General features: G+C 50.4%; 14 protein-coding genes and 1 tRNA gene. 11 read left to right on the top strand and 4 right to left on the bottom strand.

Annotation, left to right across the window (positions count from 1 at the left end; genetic code table 11):
* Positions 1 to 6 precede the first annotated feature (6 nt).
* The 8 genes from KDW_RS09165 (at position 7) to KDW_RS09130 (ending at position 9,000) form a co-directional block, all read left to right on the top strand.
* Positions 7 to 567 (top strand): hypothetical protein, encoded by a 561-nt coding sequence (locus KDW_RS09165; RefSeq protein WP_151755675.1) that lies wholly within the window; start codon positions 7 to 9, stop codon positions 565 to 567.
* A gap of 529 nt (positions 568 to 1,096) precedes the next feature.
* Positions 1,097 to 2,722, top strand: a complete 1,626-nt coding sequence (locus KDW_RS09160) for an MDR family MFS transporter (protein WP_151755674.1) — start codon at positions 1,097 to 1,099, stop codon at positions 2,720 to 2,722.
* Positions 2,723 to 2,838: 116 nt separating this feature from the next.
* Positions 2,839 to 3,498 carry a biotin/lipoyl-containing protein gene (locus KDW_RS09155; RefSeq protein WP_151755673.1) on the top strand — a complete coding sequence of 220 codons (660 nt, stop codon included), beginning with the start codon at positions 2,839 to 2,841 and terminating at the stop codon, positions 3,496 to 3,498.
* Positions 3,499 to 3,574: 76 nt separating this feature from the next.
* Positions 3,575 to 4,069: a hypothetical protein gene (locus KDW_RS09150; protein ID WP_151755672.1), complete on the top strand. Its 495-nt coding sequence runs from the start codon at positions 3,575 to 3,577 to the stop codon at positions 4,067 to 4,069.
* A 118-nt stretch (positions 4,070 to 4,187) separates the two neighbouring features.
* Entirely contained in the window at positions 4,188 to 4,637 is a 450-nt protein-coding gene (locus tag KDW_RS09145; RefSeq protein WP_151755671.1) for a hypothetical protein, read from the top strand.
* 656 nt (positions 4,638 to 5,293) lie between these two features.
* A tRNA-Arg gene (locus tag KDW_RS09140) sits at positions 5,294 to 5,366 on the top strand.
* A gap of 92 nt (positions 5,367 to 5,458) precedes the next feature.
* Positions 5,459 to 7,312 (top strand): group II intron reverse transcriptase/maturase, encoded by a 1,854-nt coding sequence (locus KDW_RS09135; protein WP_151755670.1) that lies wholly within the window; start codon positions 5,459 to 5,461, stop codon positions 7,310 to 7,312.
* A 374-nt stretch (positions 7,313 to 7,686) separates the two neighbouring features.
* Positions 7,687 to 9,000, top strand: a complete 1,314-nt coding sequence (locus KDW_RS09130) for an NF041680 family putative transposase (protein ID WP_151754673.1) — start codon at positions 7,687 to 7,689, stop codon at positions 8,998 to 9,000.
* A gap of 1,368 nt (positions 9,001 to 10,368) precedes the next feature.
* On the opposite strand, the gene KDW_RS09120 is transcribed toward KDW_RS09130, so the two are convergent.
* Both KDW_RS09120 and KDW_RS09115 read right to left on the bottom strand, forming a co-directional pair.
* Positions 10,369 to 10,728, bottom strand: a complete 360-nt coding sequence (locus tag KDW_RS09120) for a response regulator (protein ID WP_198925228.1) — start codon at positions 10,726 to 10,728, stop codon at positions 10,369 to 10,371.
* On the bottom strand, positions 10,725 to 10,907 hold the full coding sequence (locus KDW_RS09115; protein WP_151755668.1) for a hypothetical protein: 183 nt from the start codon (positions 10,905 to 10,907) through the stop codon (positions 10,725 to 10,727). The genes KDW_RS09120 and KDW_RS09115 overlap by 4 nt, the downstream gene beginning before the upstream one ends.
* 647 nt (positions 10,908 to 11,554) lie before the next feature.
* Between KDW_RS09115 and KDW_RS09110 the strand changes: the two genes are divergently transcribed.
* The 3 genes from KDW_RS09110 (at position 11,555) to KDW_RS09100 (ending at position 14,228) form a co-directional block, all read left to right on the top strand.
* The gene (locus KDW_RS09110; RefSeq protein ID WP_162005077.1) at positions 11,555 to 12,754 is read left to right on the top strand and encodes a M20/M25/M40 family metallo-hydrolase; all 1,200 of its coding nucleotides are present in this window, start codon (positions 11,555 to 11,557) and stop codon (positions 12,752 to 12,754) included.
* 200 nt (positions 12,755 to 12,954) lie between these two features.
* A complete protein-coding gene (locus KDW_RS09105; RefSeq protein ID WP_162005076.1) occupies positions 12,955 to 13,380 on the top strand; it encodes a DUF1634 domain-containing protein in 426 nt (141 codons plus the stop codon).
* Positions 13,380 to 14,228 carry a sulfite exporter TauE/SafE family protein gene (locus KDW_RS09100; RefSeq protein ID WP_151755665.1) on the top strand — a complete coding sequence of 283 codons (849 nt, stop codon included), beginning with the start codon at positions 13,380 to 13,382 and terminating at the stop codon, positions 14,226 to 14,228. The genes KDW_RS09105 and KDW_RS09100 overlap by 1 nt, the downstream gene beginning before the upstream one ends.
* On the opposite strand, the gene KDW_RS09095 is transcribed toward KDW_RS09100, so the two are convergent.
* Together KDW_RS09095 and KDW_RS09090 are read right to left on the bottom strand one after the other, a co-directional pair.
* Positions 14,202 to 15,971 (bottom strand): sensor histidine kinase, encoded by a 1,770-nt coding sequence (locus KDW_RS09095; RefSeq protein ID WP_151755664.1) that lies wholly within the window; start codon positions 15,969 to 15,971, stop codon positions 14,202 to 14,204. The two genes, KDW_RS09100 and KDW_RS09095, sit on opposite strands and share 27 nt — an antisense overlap.
* 192 nt (positions 15,972 to 16,163) lie before the next feature.
* Positions 16,164 to 20,720, bottom strand: a complete 4,557-nt coding sequence (locus tag KDW_RS09090; RefSeq protein ID WP_151755663.1) for a GAP1-N2 domain-containing protein — start codon at positions 20,718 to 20,720, stop codon at positions 16,164 to 16,166.
* Positions 20,721 to 20,828 lie beyond the last annotated feature (108 nt).

Here is a 20,828-nt window from a genome sequence, read left to right as displayed (position 1 = left end):
GAAAGAATGTTGATTCCCGGAGGACTGATTGCGATTGCGGTTCTCGCCTTGCTGGGGGCTTTTTTCCTGGCACGTGGTGAGAAGAAGGCGGAGCCGGCTAAGGTGGCCAGCGCGAGCGTGAAGCCAGAGGCGCCTGTACAGCAGCCAGAGCTTGATAAGAAGGCGACAATACCGGCACCTGAACTCAAACAGCCAGACCAGAGTCAGAATCAGGATGAGCAACTGGATTTTCCTGAGCAGGCTACATTTGCTGCTGCCAGCCAGGATAGTACCATGGGTATGCCTGAGATTAATAGCAGCCCTAAGTCGATGCTTTTCGAGCAGCCAACTGACTACTGGGGCCAGGACCAGGCGAACCCACGAACGGGACATGATGTGGCCTCGTTAAATCGCCGCTTATACGAGCTGGCAGGACAGTTGCATATCCTGCAGCGCCAGTCCCGCGATATCGAGCAGGGCCTGATCCATCTGAGCGGTGTCATCGAGCATATGCAGAGCCAGAAAAACAACTCGCATCCCCTCGCCAACCGCAACCAATCCATCCCCTCAATGCCCTACGGCGAATAAAAACAAACACCTACGCAAGACGCCCCGTCAGATCTATCCTGGTGGGGCGTCTTGCTGTGGGCATGACACTGCCCACCATTCTTCCCCCACTCTCCGTGTGCAGGCCTGGTATAAGCTGGGAGGTGCAGGAGGGCCGGCGAGGCCCTCCTGCCGGGGTGTGGGGCAGGCATGCTGGGAGCATGACAGACCCCACCATTCTTCCCCCTCTCTCTCCCGCCGAAGGCGGGGTGTGTGCATACACAAAAAAAACTCCTCCTATCCCTTGACTTTGCTTTGACCTTCTGGTAACTTATTGACTGAATAGTCATTAAATCTTTGCACAAGTCAAAAATAGCTCGTAGTAGTCAAATGACAACCGCCTGGTCACTTGCTTGTTTGCAAAGATTACGTCTAACTCTTGAAACAATCTGATGCTGTGTTTCGATTATTTGCTATATCGCTTTATATGCATGTGGCAATATCACATACTGGCTTTATCGCATGTCCGCATGTGTGCGATTGGTGAGTATGGCAGAAGGAGTTTCTGACTATGCAGATGGCTGCACCTGCTGTTGAACGGCGGGGAGGATTACCGTATAAGTGGATCGTGGCGTGCGTGGTGGTGTTTGGAATCTTTATGAGTATTCTGGATAGCACAATTGTTAATATCGCGATTCCACGCTTGCAGAGCGCTTTTGGCTCGGATCTCAATAGTGTGCAGTGGGTGCTGACGGGCTATACGCTGGCCCAGGGTGTGGCGACCCCGCTGACGGCTTTTCTGTCGGATCGTATTGGGATCAAGCGCTTCTATATGCTTTCCCTGGCGGGTTTTACGCTAGGCTCGGCTCTGTGTGGACTGGCCTGGAGCTTGCCGGTCCTGATTGTGTTTCGTTTGATCCAGGGTATGACGGGTGCCTTTCTTTCGCCGCTGGCGATTACGCTGATCTATCGCGAGTTCACGCCTGCCGAGCGTGGTACGGCGATGGGTGTACTGGGTATCCCGATCCTGCTGGCTCCGGCTTTTGGTCCGACGCTGGGCGGCTATATTGTGACCTTCGCCGGCTGGCAGTTAATCTTCTATATCAATCTGCCGCTGGGCATCCTCGGTTTGATCCTGGCGGCGATTTTCCTGCGCGAAGCGCCAGTGACTACACGTACCAGCTTTGATCTTCCTGGTTTCTTGCTCTCGGCATCTGGACTGGGCTTGCTGCTCTATGGTCTTTCTTCGGCCAGTACGGACGGCTGGACTTCGGGTACGGTGTTGAGCTGTCTGATCACGGGTGCGCTGTTGCTGGCTGCGTTTATCTATGTCGAGCTGGATCGTGCGCGACATGAGAAGCAGCCTCTGTTGGATATCCGCGTGTTTGCGAATCGCTCGTTCTCTACCAGTAGTTTTGCCAGTCAGCTGGTGACCTTTACGCTGTTTGGTGGACTCTTCCTGGTGCCGGTCTACCTGCAAAATCTGCGTCAGTTGAGTGCCTTCCAGGCTGGCTTGCTGCTCTTGCCACAGGCGTTTGCCTCGATGATCGCGGTCGTCGTTGGTGGACGGCTGGTGGATCGTTTTGGTGTACGCGCCGTGGTCATTCCTGGCCTGGTCCTGACGGCCATTTCGATGTGGCGCTTCGCTTATGTGGATCTCTATATTCCCTATACCTCGTTCCAATGGCTCTTGATCCTGCGTGGCTTTGGCATCGGACTATGTATCCAGCCGCTGATGGTGTCGGCGCTGGCCGAGATTCAGCCGCGCATGCTGGCGCAGGCGACGGCGGTCAGTACCACGCTCCGCTTTGTCGGGAGCTCGCTGGCGGTGGCGATTGTGGCGACGCTGGTGCAGAGCCAGACGCGGCTGCACTATGCCCATCTGGCTGAACGCGTCACGGCCAACTCCCCACTGGGACAACTGATCCCGCGTTTGCAGGCTCTGTTCGTCTCGCGGGGCGCTTCGACGAGTGCGGCCTATGCCAGTGCTGTGCGCACGATCGCGGGCCTGGTCCAGCGCCAGTCGTATGTGCTGGCGATGCAGGATGCGTTCTGGCTGAGCCTGGTGCTGGCGGTGCTGGCGATTATCGCCTCGTTCTTTGTCAGTTCGGGTCGGAGCAAAAAGCAGCCGCTTGAACAGGAGCCCTTAACGGATGAAGAGGCTGCGGCGCGTGAAGAGGCACTGCTGGCCGTCTAAATCACTATCCCGGAGCTCCAGGCGAGCTCTGGTCCTTATGAGTACAATTTTTCAGCAAACACATGTGCTGTATATAGCAGCAATTTGCAGTATGGTATAAAAGGAGTGAACGCACGATGCGTCGAATAATTTTGGTTTTCCTGTTATTACTGGTTGCTGTTCTGGCGGTTATCGGGGGTGTGGGCTACTGGTGGTACGAGAACTACTACTTCTATAGCACCGATGATGCCCAGATCTCGGGCAAGATCCTCAATGTCAGTAGCCCGCAGGCTGGCGAACTGACTACGCTGTCCGTCAAGCTGGGCGATAAAGTGACAGCGGGACAGGTTATTGCTTCGCTGACGGTGAATCCGCTGACCCCGACTGGCACGAAGACTACGGTGGATGTGACCAGCCCGATCGCGGGTACCATTGTCCAGGTGCCGGCTATCCAGGGGCAGGCGGTTGCGCCCGGCCTCGCGCTGGCCCAGGTGGCTGACCTGAGCAATATGACGGTGATGGCCTATGTTGATGAAGGGCAGATCAACAATATCAAAGTCAATCAGGATGTGGATGTGACCATCGATGCATTTAGTGGTAACAATTATAAAGGCCATGTCCAGAATATTGTCTCAGCGACCGCCGGCTCCTTCTCGCTGCTGCCCAGTAGCGATACTGCCAGTGGCAACTTTACCAAGGTGGCGCAGCGCATCCCGGTCGTGATTAGCCTGGATGGCGTTGGCGGCGATAATGTGGTGCCGGGCATGAGTGCCGAGGTGACGATTCATGTGCATTAATCCGCGCAGACGGCCACGGTTCGCCATGGGACTGCCCTGGCTGTCCGGCCAATTGGGAGAAGAGGAGTAAAGAAGTATGCTTATTATTGGTGGACTTATTGCCGTGGCTGTTGTCGCGCTGCTGCTGGCCTTTTTTCTGGCCCGTGGCGCGGGCACTGGCCAATCGGCTCCCGCGCAACCTGCCCGTGCGCAGGAGGAGCGTGTGACTCCTGCCGCATCGGCTCCAACTGTCGAGCTGCCACGCGCTGAGAGTCCTTCGCGTCCGCTCGCGTCCGTTCCTGCCAGTGGCCAGGGCCTGCCCATCGGACCGCAACGCGCCGAGCCTGCCAGGCCAGCGAACTCCGTGAGCCTGCCAGGCTACTATGATGAGGATGTCAGTGTGGCAGCCTTGAATCGCCAGGTTTATGAGCTGGCCGGCCAGCTCCGCTCCTTGCAGCGCCAATCGCAGGAGATCGAGCAGAGCCTGGTCGAGCTGAGTGGCGTCCTCGAAAACCTGGATGCACGCAATCGCCCGCAGCCCGCGTACTATCCCGCCGCCACCTACAGCCCACACGAGGCCCGCGAAGAGTAAATGTTCATTCCTCCGAGTTGGAAGGCGTGCGTGTTTGCGCCCCGCCTTTCAACTCACCGGGGACCGTGGATAGCCCAACCGCCAGCTGATGATTTATACATATCAGGCCTGAAGCTTTATGAAACAAAAATGGTATCATGCCACTCCCAAACGTCTACATATTGGCACTATTCTCACGGGCATCTCTTTTCGTAAAGGGGCCCATGCCATGCAAGAGTCGTTTGGGACCCCTAGAAAGGGTGATGTCTATTTTACGTCCAGTGACGTGCCGCATTATACGATCATTGAGAACGCGGTAGTAGAAGGCTGGCATGTCTATCAAATTGATCCCCTGGATCGGAAAGTTCGCTGGGGAGATCGCTGGGATGAAGGATTATGTTTCAGCGCTCGCGTTGTGCGCTACGTCGGCTCTGCACGCGGAATCGCCAGTCAGCGTGGCAAAATTCCACTACGACAGGTGCAACGCATGAGAGATACTGGCGCGACAGATCCGCCGGCCTATGCTGGAAGTTACACCCGCTGGCGAGAAGTGCATGCGTTTAATCAAGCCAGGAAAGCGCGTAAATAACCGGTGCCGGCAGTAAAATCTCATCATTGCCTGGCGACAAATGACGCGACAACTCTTTCACAGGCTCTGCAAGAGGATTGAATGAACGTCAAGGATATGCTATCATAAGAGATAGCGGGGCTGTAGCTCAGTGGATAGAGCGTCGGTTTCCTAAGTGCGCCCAGCGAGGTATAAAAATCTTTATCGTCGCAGGACGATGTCACTAAAGCAACGTGACTAAAACAGCACCTTACCTTCATCCGAAAGGCATGGGGGGACAATAGCATGGTGTGAAAAGGCTGGTGAAGCTTGAGTACTACAAGCCAGAGGTCAGCCAGTTAGGTCGTATATGGTAAAGGCTGGATTGCTTAAACCCAAGTTCTGGTGGTTAAACCGTAACCCTCAGGCCTGAACAGTACCGATGCCTGAGTCCGATACTATGGGAAGCGTTTAGGAATTCCTATAGAGCTTTTGTCGGAACTGACCCATAAGGGATGGGGAGAAAGACGAGTTGGGTACCTACGTACGAACCAAGATTTTTATGTAACCTGGGGATCGCCTACGTTTCGTGAGAAATAGGGCGACGGAGTAACCATAGTACCCGAATGCCCTCTTTAACCGGAGGGATAACACAATGTATGCTATTAATGGCATGCAGTAACGAGATCCAAAAACATGCGCCTGTAGCTCAGTGGATAGAGCACCCGCCTCCTAAGTGGGTGGCCGAGAGTTCAAATCTCTCCGGGCGCACTTTTTTTTGCTCTCAAAATATCTGCAATACCGTTAGTAACAGGGGGAAGGGTTACAGGGAGTGATTTTCCACTCAATGGAGGTTGACTTGGATGAGTCATGAGACCCTGGAGAGATTGGAAACTCTACAAAAACTAAATAGCAACAAACAGTGGACTAATAAAGATCTGTATCGACTAATGTACAAGGAAGATCTGTATATAGTTGCTTACGAACGCATTAAGTCAAAACCTGGAAACATGAGTCCTGGTATAGATGCGGAAACACTCGATGGTTATTCCATTAATGTGATTCAGAAAATTATTCAGGATATGCGTACTGAGCAGTTTCAATTCAAACCCGTGCGGATCCAGTATATTCCTAAGTCCAACGGGAAAATGCGAAAACTGGGTATACCTTCGGCCAGGGATAAAGTGGTGCAGGAAGTGATGTATATTATCTTATCTGCCATCTATGATAGCCCCCTTGGATCGTTCTTCTCAGATGCCAGCCATGGTTTCAGGATAGATCACAGTTGTCACACAGCCTTACGGGAGATCCGTAGCAAGTGGTCAGCAGTCAACTGGTACATCGAAGGAGATATTCAAGCCTGCTTCGATGAAATAGATCATAATGTGCTCTTGGCTATCTTACAAAAGAAGATTAAAGATGAGCGTTTTCTTAACCTGATCCGCAAACTTCTTCATGCAGGATATATGGACCTTAAGGGTAACCGGAAAGATAGTCTAGTTGGAACACCACAAGGTGGAATTCTCAGTCCTATTCTAGCAAATATCTATCTGCATGAACTCGATGAGTTTATTGATCAGCTAAAGATGAAACTAGAAAAAGGAAACAAGAAACGGTCTAACCCTGTCTATCATAGGCTTGCCAATCGCAAAAGCTTACTGGTTGCCAGAGGTGAAACCAAAACCGCAGAGTTTCAACAAATTATAAAGCACATGAGGCTTCTACCAAGTACCATGGTAAATGATCCGGATTTTATTCGGATTAAATACTTAAGATATGCTGACGATTGGATCATTGGTTTATGTGGAAACCGTCAACTTGCTGAAGAGATCAAATCTCAGGTCGCACAATTTTTACAGGCACGGCTCAAACTAACCCTGCAAAAAGAAAAGACCAGCATCACGAATGCAAGAACAGAAACGGGGTTCTTCCTTGGTACACAACTGCAAGTGGGTAGGGATGGGGAACCGAAAGTAACGCCATCGGTCAATAAGTGGGGAAAGCAATTCAAAAGGCGTTCCACAGGCTGGGAGACGTATATGGCAGCCCCACTCTCCAGACTCATTCAACGGTTAAGTGCAAAGGGCTTCTGTACTACAGATGGTAAACCAATCGCCAAAACAAGTTGGATCTATCTAGATATGGATCAGATTGTCAATTTGTATAGTAGTACAAACCGAGGTATACAAAACTACTATCGATTTGTCGATAACTGGACACAGCTAATAATGGTCCAGCACATTCTAGAAATCTCGCTTGCCAGAACCCTGGCCCGTAAATACCAGATCTCTGTGAACCAGGTGTTCAAGCGCTTCGGTAAAGGTTTTACGACCATTATCAAAGATAAAGATGGCAAGGTAACCCATAAAGTCACCTTCTATCTGAATCAGGATTGGACCAAAAAGAGAGATGCGTTCCATCAGGGTAAACATACAGAGGTTGACCTGATAAGATCTGCCATACGACAGCGTACACGGTCAAAGCTAGGTATGCCATGTTGCATATGTGGAAAAACGGCAATCGATGAGCAGATCGAGATGCACCACATACGCCATATTCGCAAACTGTCTGAAAAAAGGATAGCCACTGGCTTCAACCAGATACTACGTAAATTAAATCGTAAGCAGATACCTGTTTGTAGAACATGCCACAGCAAGATACACGGAGGAAGTTATGATAGCCTGCGCCTATCCCAGTTGGCCTATGTTCCACGCTAATAGTCACAATAGAGATTATTCCTGGAGAGCCGGATGCGCTGAAAGGGTGCAAGTCCGGTTCGGCGGGGAGAGGTTGGCATCTTTCGTACTCACCGAAAGACCTGGCCTCTTACCCGACACCGTGCGTCGGCGGTTCGAGTCCGCCCAGCCCCATCCCTCATTAACTCTACAATACAAACCCTGACCAGAAGACAATCAAAAGCTCTTTTACCAGTCCCGGCAATAGGTCAGTAAAAGAGCTTTTTTTAATTATTCTAAAGAAAGTTAAAATTGACGTTTAGACTAAATCAGACAAAAAGGCCCCCCACCTTGCGGCGGGCGGCCTGATCAAGTAAAGTTCTTCTTATAATTACAACACAAGGAATTTTACTTGCATGACTAACAGTAACACATTGCGACAATTTCGTCACGACATCTATGACTGTTTTCCACGAGCGAAGGATGCATTGTTTAATACAATTGATGGACTGATGACAGAAATACAGGCGACATCGTTTCCAGAGATCTCGCAATCGCCCTTGTTTGAACGCACCTGGGCTAGTTTGTATGAGGCGTTTGAAGATGGGCGTATCGATGAGAAGCGCCTGCGAGAGATTCTGGCACGCTATCTGCCCAAACCCGATGCGGGCAAGTGGCTCTGGATTGGCATTGATGCCAGCAAGATTGCACGCCCGGCTGCTGTAACGTCGGCCGATCGTACGGCACAACATATGCATAATCTGCCAGAATGCAAGAAGCCAGTCACGTTTGGGTGGCAATTCTCGACGGTCGTGGCTTTGGCAGAGCCAGTGAGCAGTTGGACCTATATTCTGGACCAACAACGGGTGGCGTCGCAGACCACCGCCATCGAAGTCGCAGAAGAACAGCTCAGGCAAGTGGTACCCTATTTGCCCAAGCAGGTCATTGTTGTATTGGACCGGGGGTATGATTCCAACTGGTTGTGGTGTCGTTGTAGCGCATTGGAGGTTGAGGTGTTGGGTCGTCTCAAAAGCAATCGCTGCTTCTACCGAGCTGCGCCACCTCCAACAGGAAAAAAAGGATGTCCACGCAAAGATGGTGACAAACTGCAACCGAAAGATCCAGCAACGCATCAGGATCCAGATGGAGTATGGAAAGGTACCGATGAGAAAGAGCGTCCGGTGGAAGTCACCTGGTGGAAACACATGCATGTCAAGCAGGCACGCTACCTGGACGTCACCGTTTTGCGGGTGGTGCGACCTCATGCGACCAACAAAGAGCGTGATCCACGCGTGAGCTGGTTTGTGTGGATTGGGGATCAAGAAGCTGATGTCACCCAGATTGCACTGGGCTATGTGCTGCGCTTTGGGCAAGAGCATGGCTATCGTTTTGACAAGCAATGCTTGTTGTGGGAACAACCACGTTTGCGGACCCCAGAACAGTTTGAGCGATGGAGCCATATTGTGGCGATCGCGCACAATCATCTGGTCTTGGCTCGTGACGTGGTTGAAGCAGAACGGCGACCATGGGAAAGCAAACAGCGCAAGCCAACCCCCCAACAGGTGCGGCGCGGGATGCACAAATTGTTGGCACGTTTGGGCACTCCTGCCCGGCCACCACAACCACGCGGAAAATCGAAAGGCCGGATGAAAGGAGCAAAAGTTGGCAAAGCACCACGTTTTCCCATCATTCGCAAAAAGCCAAAGTTGCCTCAAATTGTACCATCCTGATGGCAGAGATGACGCATTGATTCATCGTCTTTCTTTGAACGGAACTTCTCATGGAGTTCTGGTAGAACTTTTTAGTCTAAACGTCAATTAAAACATATTCTAGTAAATAGAACGTTACCGCTTTGCAATAATCAAAAATGCTGTGGTGCCAACGGATTTTATTTTAAACGCAGGCCAAACCGATCGACGACTGCGATCATTGCATGTCCCCTGATAGATAAAAAGAAAAACGAGAAGAAGAGCAGGTATTTTGCACCCCACGTGTTACTGATTTCGTGGGGTACGTTTTTCTATTTATAAATTCAAGCACCAGACGTCTTACATATAGGGCATGATGACGAAAAATGAGGTAAATGAAATGATGAGGAAACTCAAACAAATGCATCCCTGGGTGTTTGTTAGTGTCACATTCTTTTACTTTTCAGTAGTGCAGCTTTTTGTAACTATATGGTATAACCGAGGTATACTCGGCTATGTAAATGTTGTCCTCTATTGTGTTGTTAGCATCATTTCTCTTTTGCTGTTGCGTTGGACTCAGAAGCAATCCCAATAAGCGGTAAACACACATCGAGGTCGCCTTGCGGCTAGCGTCTCCATGCTCGTGATTTCTTAGCTCCCGAATTACCTCTTTTGCCACGTATAAAAGCTGGGAGTTATCATAAATGCGGGAGTTGATATGATGCAGAAGCATAGACGACCATATCTCTGGCTGATTGCGGCTTTGTGCTGCTTGCTCTTAGCCATCGCCATCCTGTGGGTGTCTGAAATAGAGCGTCTGAGGATTCCTCTCCTCTACTTAGTATTTCTCGTATGTTTCGTCCTTTTTCTTTTTTGTCTTGCCTTATTCATTCGCAACCGCCAGACCTATTAACCGCCAGCGTGGCCGGGTACCCATTCGTCCCGGCCGCGCTCGCTGCTGCTCTGCTCTACCGGAATGCGTCTTACCTCTTCTTTTTCTGATCAGCAGTGGTCTTTGAGCGCGCAAGGAAGAAACGTAACAGCAGTAAGTAGCTACCCGAGACGAGTGCGAACCCCACAAAGCCCAATATTTTTCGGTGAAGCGCATTCTGATCGAGATGGGGAGACCTGTCGTCCCGGCCGCAGCGACCAGCGCGGCCTGTTGGCGTACGCGAAGGCACACGCTGAGCGTGGCTGGATGCGCTTGCCCTCATGTTTGGGGGACATGGCTTACGCGAACTGATCGCAGCGACCAGCCCTACCTTGCAATCGTGTGAGCGCAGCTAGCCGCTGCGACCGTACCTTGAATTGTTTTATATGCACAAATAATTATATGCGCAGCCGCAAAGCTCATACATAGATAGCCAATATATATCCAGAAGACTGCTTGTAAACATATCTACTACATGCTCAGGGGAGGGTTTTTTCAACGGTATCTAAGAGATCGAGCAGTTCAAATGGTTTCATGAGGTAGGCATCAACTGCCATTTGGGAGGCTTGTTTGCGGACATGCGGATCTGCTGTCAGCAGAATGATCGGCAGATGCGCGTGACGCCCCTGTTGCTCCAGGGTTTTGACAAATTCATAGCCATTCATGCGTGGCATCATCAGGTCGAGGATGATCAGGTCGGGCGTAGTCGCGTCCAGCATTTCTAGTGCCTGCATCCCATCCCTGGCGATGAATACTTCATAGCCCTCTGTCTCAAGGACAATTTGTAAGCATTCCTGAATACCCACATCATCATCTACCACTAGGATGCGCCCCTTCATTGCTCTTCCTCGATGGCGGCCCCCATCGAGAGACCAACATTGAGGATATATGCGCCCGTCAATTCACTACCGAGAATACCTTCATTCAGATGTCCCAGGCTGGCAATCAGCCGTCGCATAAACAGATCGCGGTCCAGTGTAATCGGAGTCGAAAAGGGTTCAGTATTTGCCTTATTCATCGATATTGCTTGCTCCTCTCTCTTACGAGATCAGGAAAGTGGAGACGCAGGAGAACATACCGACCATACCACCGAAACACCCTGAGAACCATCCAGGAAGGCCAAGTTTCACAGCGTTTTCCGCTTAGCGAGATAGACATACCACGATCCCCCTTCCCTGGAGGAAAATGTTTCAAATTGTATTATTTTACTCCATTATATATCACACAGTTGCCACCAACAACGCATATAGCATCCCCGCTTTGGTATCTCATCTATGTGGATGTCCCTCCACCATCCCCCGAGAAAACGCTTCCCCAAGAACGGGCCCCCTATCCCTCTTTTGGCTGTGTATACGTATACTACTTATACGGCTACGCATCCCTGGGTGTGTTGGCTTTGTAGACGTTCCAGAGAGAGTGTCTGATCACCAAGAGTTCCAGAGAGAGTGTCTGATCACCAAGAGTTCCAGGATCAGTCCCGTTGTGCTTTCGCGCCGCAGGCGCGAACACATTGGTTTTGTGGTGGTGGAAAATGATGCGCATTACGCATCATTTTCCACCACCACAAAAAAGAAGCATGGGCACTTTAGTGCCCGAGTGTGGCGAAGGGTGACTATCCCGATCAGTGTGAACCTCAGGCACACTTTCAGTGATTGGAGAAAGCAGATGGAGTTTAATCCAGAAGAGCAGCAGGATGTAGTTGAGGATCTTGTGGTCAGTGGTGTGAGCTATATGGAAAAGGTCATGCCGCGTTTTTTGCAGGATCTTCACACCTTGTGCCGCATAGATTCTCCGTCAGATCATAAAGTTGGTCTGGATGCGATGGCGGATGCATTGGCTGTGTTGTTGCAGCGTGTGGGCATGCAGACCTCGATCATAGAGCATCCGCGTGGCAATGCCATTCTGGGCAGTCTGACCGGCACCAATCCTGCGGCTCCGGCTTGTTTATTAATTGGTCACCACGATACTGTCCATCCCGTTGGTTCAGCGATTGGACAGATACGTATCGAGGGCGACAAACTGTATGCTCCAGGTACAGTGGATATGAAGGCTGGCCTGCTTCAGGGAATCTATGCGTTAGAGCTTCTTCAGCAACAGCAGTATCAAAATTTTTCGCGGATCTTTTTCTTATCTGTCTCGGATGAAGAGATTTCTTCCCGCTATCACGTGGACTTTATCAGGCAACTGGCCCGTGATGAGCATCCGTATGTGCTGGGCCTGGAGGGAGCGCGCTCGATTGGGAACGTGGTGACACGCCGTAAAGGTTGCGCCCACTATCGTTTGATCGCTGAAGGACTGGCGGCCCACGCGGGTAGCAATCCTGAGCGTGGCCGTAACGCGGTCCTGGAACTGGCGCATCAGATTGTGCAGGCCCAGAGCTTTATGGGCTGGCGTGAAGGCTTTACCATCAATGCTGGTCCTATTAAAGGCGGTTCACTACCCAATATTGTTTCTGACTATGCAGAAATAGCTTTTGACCTGCGCTTTCTGCGGCCAGAAGATCGCGTGGATGCCGAGCAGCGCTGGTACGAACTGCTCCAGCAGCAACTCGTGTCCGGCGTCAAACTCACGCTTGAGCCGGCCCCAAATAGCATGGTACCCATGGTTGCAACCGAGCAGAGCCTCATTCTGGCCGCCCATGTACAAACCCTGGCTGAACAACTGCTCCATGTACCATTTGATCCTGAGATCAGAGGAGGAGCCTCAGATTGTTGTAATACTGCCAACGAAGGTTGTCCCACGATTGATGCTCTGGGTGCAATAGGCGGAGGAGCCCATACCTCGAACGAATATATCTTGCTCTCTCCCATTCCGCAACGCACCGCTCTGCTGGCCGGTCTGCTCATCCCGCTATTCTCAATATAATTGCTGTCCGGCAGTGTGCTTTTCTCGGCTGAAAGCGCACTGCCCCATGTAATTCATTCCTTTTTTTTATGCTTACAATCAAATATATTCATTGGAATTATGGATTAATATCATCTATACTCTTATCGAGGGTCGAAACACGGAATATGTTCATGCTTGCCATGTCTTTCCCCAATATCTTATGTGAGCAATATAAAATTATGCAGAAAAATACGTATCCTGATACACATGATCTTATGGCTGTGCCTCCTGTAATGAATGATCACCAGCATGCCGAAGATGCGGGTTTGACCGCTGTGATTGGCTGGGTGCTTCAGGTGGGAGTAGTTCTTAGCTCAGTGATTATTGTCCTGGGCATGGGACTCTACTTTCTTCATCCCGCTGGTCGGCAGCAGACGACACTGATGCCGCATACGCTGGTGCAAGTCTTTCAAGGTGTGCTCCTTCTCCAGCCAGCTGCGATTATTGCGCTGGGACTGATTATCTTGATCGCTACTCCTGTTGTACGGGTTGCTATCTCTATTCTTGCATTTGCACTTGAGCATAATCGCAAGTTTACGGTAATCTCTACCATTGTGCTGCTTATTCTGCTGTTGAGCTTCTTGCTGGGAAAAGGAGGCGCATAATGGATCTTTCTTTGTTAGCTATGCTGGGATTGTTTGCTGGCTCTGTGCTGGCCGGTGTGCTTGGTTCTCTGGTTGGTCTGGGTGGTGGTGTCCTGATTGTACCCCTTTTGACGCTGGCCTTTGGGCTGCCCATTCAATACGCCATCGGAGCCAGTATCGTGGCCGTGATTGCGACCTCCAGTGGAGCCGCTGCTGCCTATGTGCGCGATCATCTTTCGAATATACGTATTGGCATGTTTCTAGAGATTGCCACTACGGCGGGAGCGATCAGCGGAGCCTTTGTGGCTGGTTTCCTGGCACCGCAGCTCCTGTTTATTATCTTTGGTGTCATCCTCTTGATCTCGGTCGCGCCGATCATCTTTAAGCTGGGCGAAGAGTTGCCGCAGGGAGTCCATAATGATCGTCTGGCTACCAGGCTACAACTGGCCAGTAGTTATCCTGATCACCATCTGGGAAAAACCGTTGATTACCAGGTTACCAGAACCTCGTCTGGCTTTGCGATGATGTATGTGGCCGGTCTGATCTCAGGACTGCTGGGTATCGGTAGCGGAACCTTTAAAGTGCTGGCCATGGATACGATTATGCGCTTGCCGATGAAGGTCTCAACGACCACCAGTAATTTCATGATCGGTGTGACCGCCGCCGCCAGCGCGGGCATCTATTTTTCCCGTGGCGACATCCTGCCCCTGGTCGCGGCTCCAGTCGCACTGGGTGTCCTGGCCGGAGCCTTTGTAGGTGCACGCCTGCTCACGTATCTGAGTAACAAAATGCTACGCCTCATCTTCATTCCAGTTATGGCCCTGATCGCCCTCCAGATGATCTTACGAGGCTTCGGAATCGGTCTCTGATCCTGCTTCGGTGGGTGGCAGTGGTAATGAGAACCAGAACGTTTCTCCCTCACCAGGATTGCTTTCGACGCCAACCATACCATGATGCAGATGGACCAGGGCCTGGCAGAGATAGAGGCTGAGTCCCTGGCTCAGATCGAGTTCGTTCTGGAGTCCCGTTCCCTTGGTGCGATAGAAGCGATTCCAGATGTGCTGCTGGTCTTCGAGCGGCACGCCTGGCCCATCGTCATGGACAAAGACCGTTACCTGTTGCTGTTCCGGTTGAATGCGTATCGTGACAGGATGATGCTGTGGAGAATGTTGAATCGCATTTTTCAGATAGGTATGGATTACCTGTTTGATGCGCTTAACATCTGCCATCAGTTCTATGTGTGTTGCTGGCGGATCAATCACAATCTCAATGCTCTGTTTGGGATGGCGCTGCTGATATTTATGGGTTACCGATTGTACCAGATGGATGAGATCACAGGATTTTATATGCAGCTCTAATTCATTGGCCTGGATGCGTGAATCATCGACGATATTGCTGATCATACGTTCATGCAAGCGTGTGCTTTCGGTTGCATACTCCAAAGGATTTTGCACCCGCTCGATCTCCTTACTCAGCAAACCAGGATGCTCGGCCAGCTGGCCTCTCAGTTTCTCCAACCGCCTGAGTGCCAGTTGTATATTGCCCATAGTTACCGTCAGTGGCGTTCGTAGCTCATGGCTGGCCAGATTCAAAAATTCATTGATAATCTGATTTGTTTCTTGCAGGACAACTTCTTCTGTATTGCCTTCTTTGAAACCAACGATAAGCTTTACACACTCAATAATCATCGTTGTCAGTGTTGCCACCGCATTAATCAAATCTATTTCGGCCTGCGTATAAGCCTGCTCTTTCGCAATAATCAGGATTCCAACCAGTTGTGACTGCGTAAACAAGGGAATCCAGGTGATGTATTTAGCCTTTGGATTGAATAGAGGAAACGGACTGCGCTGCTTTTCCCGTTCCAGGTAGACACTGTGATTGGCTTTGAGCAGCTCAATATCGTCCTGATCCAGAAAATCTGTCAGGGTATAGCGTCCGCTCTGTTCTTTACGCTCTCGGGCCTGTTCATCCGAAAGGCCACTCACAGCCACATAATGGATATGCCTATCCGGCGGTCCAAAGGACATCAGTAAGACCGCCTGAGTCTTGAGGAGCTGGCTGATCAGATCGGTCATCTGCTGACCAACAATATTTATCGACGCCGGTAGGAGCAGATTATCCTCGCTGGACGGCCGATAGATACAGTCATGAATACTGGCAATCGCCTTGATCAGTGTAAAGATGGCGGTATTTGCCTTAGCGGAAATGCTAGCCGTCTCATAGATGTCCGTCAAATCATGAAACAGATAGACTGTGCCAATCGCTTGATCCTGTTCATCTGGCAAGTCGGCGCTACTGACATTGACGCACACATCGCGTTCGGATGGTAGCGTGAAGAGCAGGCACTCTTTAAATGGAGGGTGGTGCTGATGGGCATTGCCCACTTCTTGATCAAGTGCCTCTATAACCCGTTCCTTGTTGGGGGATCGTGCCTGATAAAGGTGAAGAAAATCCTGATAAGGCATACCACGATATGACTCATCAGCAGGTATTTCAAAAAGGGCCAGTGCCGCTGGATTTATCTGCTGAATTCGTTCTGCTTGATCACAGATGATAACGCCATCTGGTAGAGATGTGAAAAAAGTGTTCATCTGGGTTCTGAGTATATTCATTTATGGTGCTCTTTTATACTGCTCTTTCAGCTATAGGATCGCGTCATTCTAACCTGTGCTGTTTACTGTACTCTTGCTGCGAGTATACAATATTTACAGATACTTTGTGGAATAAACAACCAGACAAAAAGGCCCTCGGTGGTCACCATCGGGGCCTTTTTGTCTGGTTTGCTCCAGGATGTACATACTGGCTTACCAGCCAGTATCAATTTTGATCTGATCTTTATACTGCTTTTTTCTGTCCTCTAACCAGTTGTCCAGATCGTCGCGTTCTTTAAGCAACCGTTCCGCAAACTGCTCACGGCGGCGGAAGATACGCAAAACCTGCTTGACATCGGTCTCCGAGAAATTATGCATTTTAATCAATGCATCATAAGCTTCTGGCTCAAACTGACGGAACTGCTCTAATACCCGTGGCTCAAGCAAGAACTCATCGATACTACACTGGCCCTGCTTGATTCTGGACTCAATGCCGGCGTTAATAAAGACATTATCGATCAGATCAATCAGCGATCTCTGGCGTAAGAACTGATCGTTTTGTCGATACCACTCCTGAAGATCCTTTTTCTCTTTCTTGAAATAGGTCTTATCTTTACTATTCCAGGGGACCGTCTTGATTTTTTGCTCAAGGATGCTGATCCTATAGCCAATATACAGTCGTTTGAGCGCATGCATCTTATTGAGCTGATCAAGCATAATAGATTTGGACTGAACCGTCCCGATGCTCGTGCGTGCATTGGTTTCTTGCACTGACTGTTCGAGAGCCTTGAGGATATCCGCATTAGGCTGGCCCGCGATCTTTGAGAGCATCTGGGAATTGCGATGCTTGAGGAGCGGCCGGGTCGTTTTAGCTTTTGGCACCAGCACTTCTGGCAGATTGGCAATGGTATGCTCGATCTCTGGCGTATAGAGAATATATTCTTTATACTGCGAGCGCTGAACTTCCTGATGCGCCTGCTGGAGCGCTGCCTGGTCCTGTAGTTTGTAAGCACTGACAATATCACCAGCGAGCAGAGCGATATCCCGTTCCTGCTGATTGACGCGCGTACCTGGATACTCGACCTCTTTCAGCACCTGTTGATACGTCCGGGTAATCTCCTCAACATCCCTGCCCTGAATGGCCGCTTGAAAGTTTGCCAGCGTCTGTTCAATATATTTGCCATGCTGCTGTTGCGCATAGTTTTGCCAGTTATCTCTAAACTCGGCAGGCCAGAGAGCGCTATGAAGCGTGATTTGCTTATAGACATTGAAATCGGTTTCACCAAACAGGTGCTGATAAAAATTTTCCAGGAAGGCTTCATTGTCGGGATACAGGATCTCCTGGGCATGTTCAAGGGCCACTTTCAGATAGGGTATCAGGCGACTCACGTTCTGGTGTTGCAGATAGCAGGCATGGACATGCGGAGCCATAGCCAGCAGCAGGCTGGTGCCAGTTTCCGTATCAGCCTGCTCTAATGGTGTACCGGTCAGAACTGCGCTGAGATTATCCAGTACGCGGGCAAGATCAAGCTCACTGGTCAGATGAGCGACCAGGATAGGCCAGAGGAGATTACTCAATGCGTTGCGGGCGTCAGGTTTGAGGTCGAGCATCTCACTCAAGCTGGATCTGGCCTGCCGTAGCCACTGCTTACTACTATCTGGTTGTGCCAGCAACTCTTCAATATAGAGCCAGCCATGCACATAGCTGATTAAGCTCGCGTCCAGTGGCTGGATGGCGATCTGCTCGTGCTGTTGCAGTTCCTGGAGGAAATTTTTTGTGGCGGATTGCTCCAGCCGCCTGGCGTCCAGACCCGTGAGATAATCAAAAATAAGTGGCATAAAAGATTCTGGCCAATCAGCTTCCTGGAGCAGGATCTGTCCGCCCTGTTCTAAAAAGTCCGCCAGCTCATCAGCGCTCAACTGAAGCAGGCTTAGCAACTCTTTGACCGTCTCGGGCAAATGACTGCTGGCCAGTAACAGACTTTTCAGCACGTCCGTCAGATAGGGATAATGAATTTTGATGAGATGGCGGAAGAAATTCATCACGACTGGAGCCGTCTCTGTTTTTTGGATGGAGCTTTGCAGGACGGGTTCAAAAATATGCCAGCGCTGGTTGGTCGAGAGTAAATGTTTGAGCTGGGGACCAGTCAGAGTGATTGGTGCCAGTAAGACGCTTTCGATGGCTATCTTGCGCCAGCCAGCGGGTATATGTTCGTTATCAATCAGTCGTCCAATGCTTCCCCAGGAAACATTGAGCCAGGGAGAGAGAGCGGGATGCGTTTGTAGCGCTTTCACCTGAGCCCAGGCTTCCAGCAAGATGCGGTGCATTTCCCAGGGATAAAAATCGTCAACGGTAATCTGAATCGTCTGGCTTAAATATTCCAGTAAACCGCCTTCCGTATCCAGCCAGATTGCTTCCTGATGCTGTCTGGGGGTCGCGTTGAGGAGTACCCGCAGCAAGATAAATAGATGATTGCGCGGATCCTTTAACGCCTGCTCCTCTTCCTGTTCCAGTACTAGATCAATCTGGTCATAGGTCAGAGGTAAAATAGACTCAAAGATAAAGAGAGAAAGATTCTCCGCCACACTGCTTTGTGGCTGGCTTTCCGCGCACTGGCGGATCACATTGGCGACCTCGCTACCCTGTCGTTGCCACCACTGTTCATAGGTAGGAGTAAAAATATACGGCCAGAGATTGCCCCACAGGTCCAGCCAGATGCTGCAGACACTGACCTCGGCTTTCGTCAGGGAGATCATTGCCGAGAGCATCTCATTCCAGAGTGACCAGATAGGCCAGCTAGTCGAGGACTGGATGCCTTTGAGCTGATCTTCCTGCTTCAACACGGCGACAATGTTGCTGATCAACAGATCCCCTAATACTTCGAGCTGCTGCCTGACCGTGGTATCCTGAGTCCCTAGCACACCAAGTCCCTCTGCTCCATGTCGGCCATAGGCATTCCACCACTCCCAGTACAGGGAATTATAGGTATTGGTGATCAAGTTTTCAAACAAATAGAGCCAGACCGCCGGTTCTTCACGCGGTGGTGCAACCTTGATCAACTTCTCCTGCCAGTTATCAATCCCCCAGCGATCTTCTGCGTGAATTGCTGCCAGCATCTTATCCGCCACTATTTTGCCAAACGGTGTCAGTGCTGTGGCTAGTTCTGCATTGCCAGAGCGTTTGTGTGTTTGATGGATGGCAATAAAGATGCGCTCACCTTTAATCTGCCACCAGGGCTGGAAGATCGGCGTATCCAGTTCCTCCGCCTTCAGGCCTTGTACCAGCGTCAACCAGATATCCCCACCCTGATGGAGTGGGGCCGTCAGATCTAGCATATCCATCCAGAAATACATTGAGTCCAGGGTATTGTTGCTGATTGCTTCATTCACCTGCCGCGCCACCAGTGAGCCCAGTTCCGTCATGGTAGCATACAGGGTATCGATGACATGCTGAATATTAGATGGGAGAGGATAATTGGCATATTTATCCAGGCAAGCAAAAAAAGCCACCAGATCCTGCCGACAAATATTTTCCCACCAGCTCCGGTTACGAGCAATCCACTGCACGATAGAGCGCTGCACATTTGGACGCCTGAGCCGTTCAAGATCAGCGAGCAAGCTTTTTTCTTGATCAACAATATCATCCAACCGCTGCTTGACTATTTGTATGAGTTCCTGTACATCATTCTGGGAGAGCGTTTCCTGATAGGAAAGATAAATGCGCATAAAATGCGCCAGCTCCTGACAGTGCTCCTGCTCCGCCTGTTGCAGTATATCGGTGAGCTCCTGGTAGCTGTGATTATTTTCATCGAGCAAGCAATCCACAGCAAAAAGGACAAAGCGGGCCATCACCCCATCTGGCAGGAGAGGCGTGCTTCGACCACTATAGCTATTCAATGCATAGCCATGGATGCCTTGATCCTGATAGCAGGCGGCCGGAAGATCACCTGTAGAGGAGGAGGGCCAGCAGGTACCTGTAATCGTTGGATAGTTATGTGTCTCTACGCGCTTGCCATAGAGAGGTGCCACACGTTCAGCATCGAGCCGTTCATATGTACTGAAGGTTAGATTACTGAAAATATTGAGGGTACGTGGCAAACTATGGGTCAGGCCCCACACCAATGTCGCCACCACTTCTGGTTCCGCGGCAAGATAGATCCTTTGTCCGGGCTGATGCATCAAAAAGGCACGCAGGATAAATTCTAACTGCTCGCGAGACACTTTCTTTAAGGCATCTCGATCCAGGCTCCCACCACGTACCTTCTCGCTGTTTTCCGTTGTCGGGCCTGGTTCCTGTAGAGTGGGAAAGGTTATTCTTGGCAGCTCGAACTGCTCAGCATCCAGTTCATCGCGCATCTTCCAATAGGCTGAGCCCCAGACCGAAATGGCCTCACGTGCCGTAAAGGGCAACATGCCCGCTGACGAGGGAATGTCAGGTAGATCGCTTACTAGATGAGTAAAAAAATTGCCAGACCGACCTGTTCCATCGGATGTAGAATAACTTTTTTGCAGTAAAATATACTCGTGCTGAACTTTTACAAAAGCCAGTGAGATAGGTGCCTGAGGAAAAGGCATATCTCCTGAATCCTTTGTGTTTTGAGGGAGCACATAGCGCGCATGTTTAAGAAACGCCTGGATACGCTCATCATCGAGATTAACCGCGTTATTTTCTGCTATCAAACCTGGTGAGGCCGCACGAATCTTGAATCCCATGCTCCCGGCCCCCTCCGCAGACCAGGTATACCAGAGTTGTTCGCTCTCCGTTTTCATTATAATACCGCCTTTGCCTCACTTATATCAAATACTTTCTTTGTTATATATATTTTTTATATGTAATCAATGCATAAATTGGATAGCACGCCACTCAATAGTGTGAGT

This window comes from Dictyobacter vulcani (genome assembly GCF_008974265.1).
In the GTDB taxonomy this organism is placed as follows: Bacteria; Chloroflexota; Ktedonobacteria; order Ktedonobacterales; family Ktedonobacteraceae; genus Dictyobacter; species Dictyobacter vulcani.
Note: the sequence above shows the minus strand (reverse complement) of the source record. Positions and strands in the feature narration are given on the sequence as shown.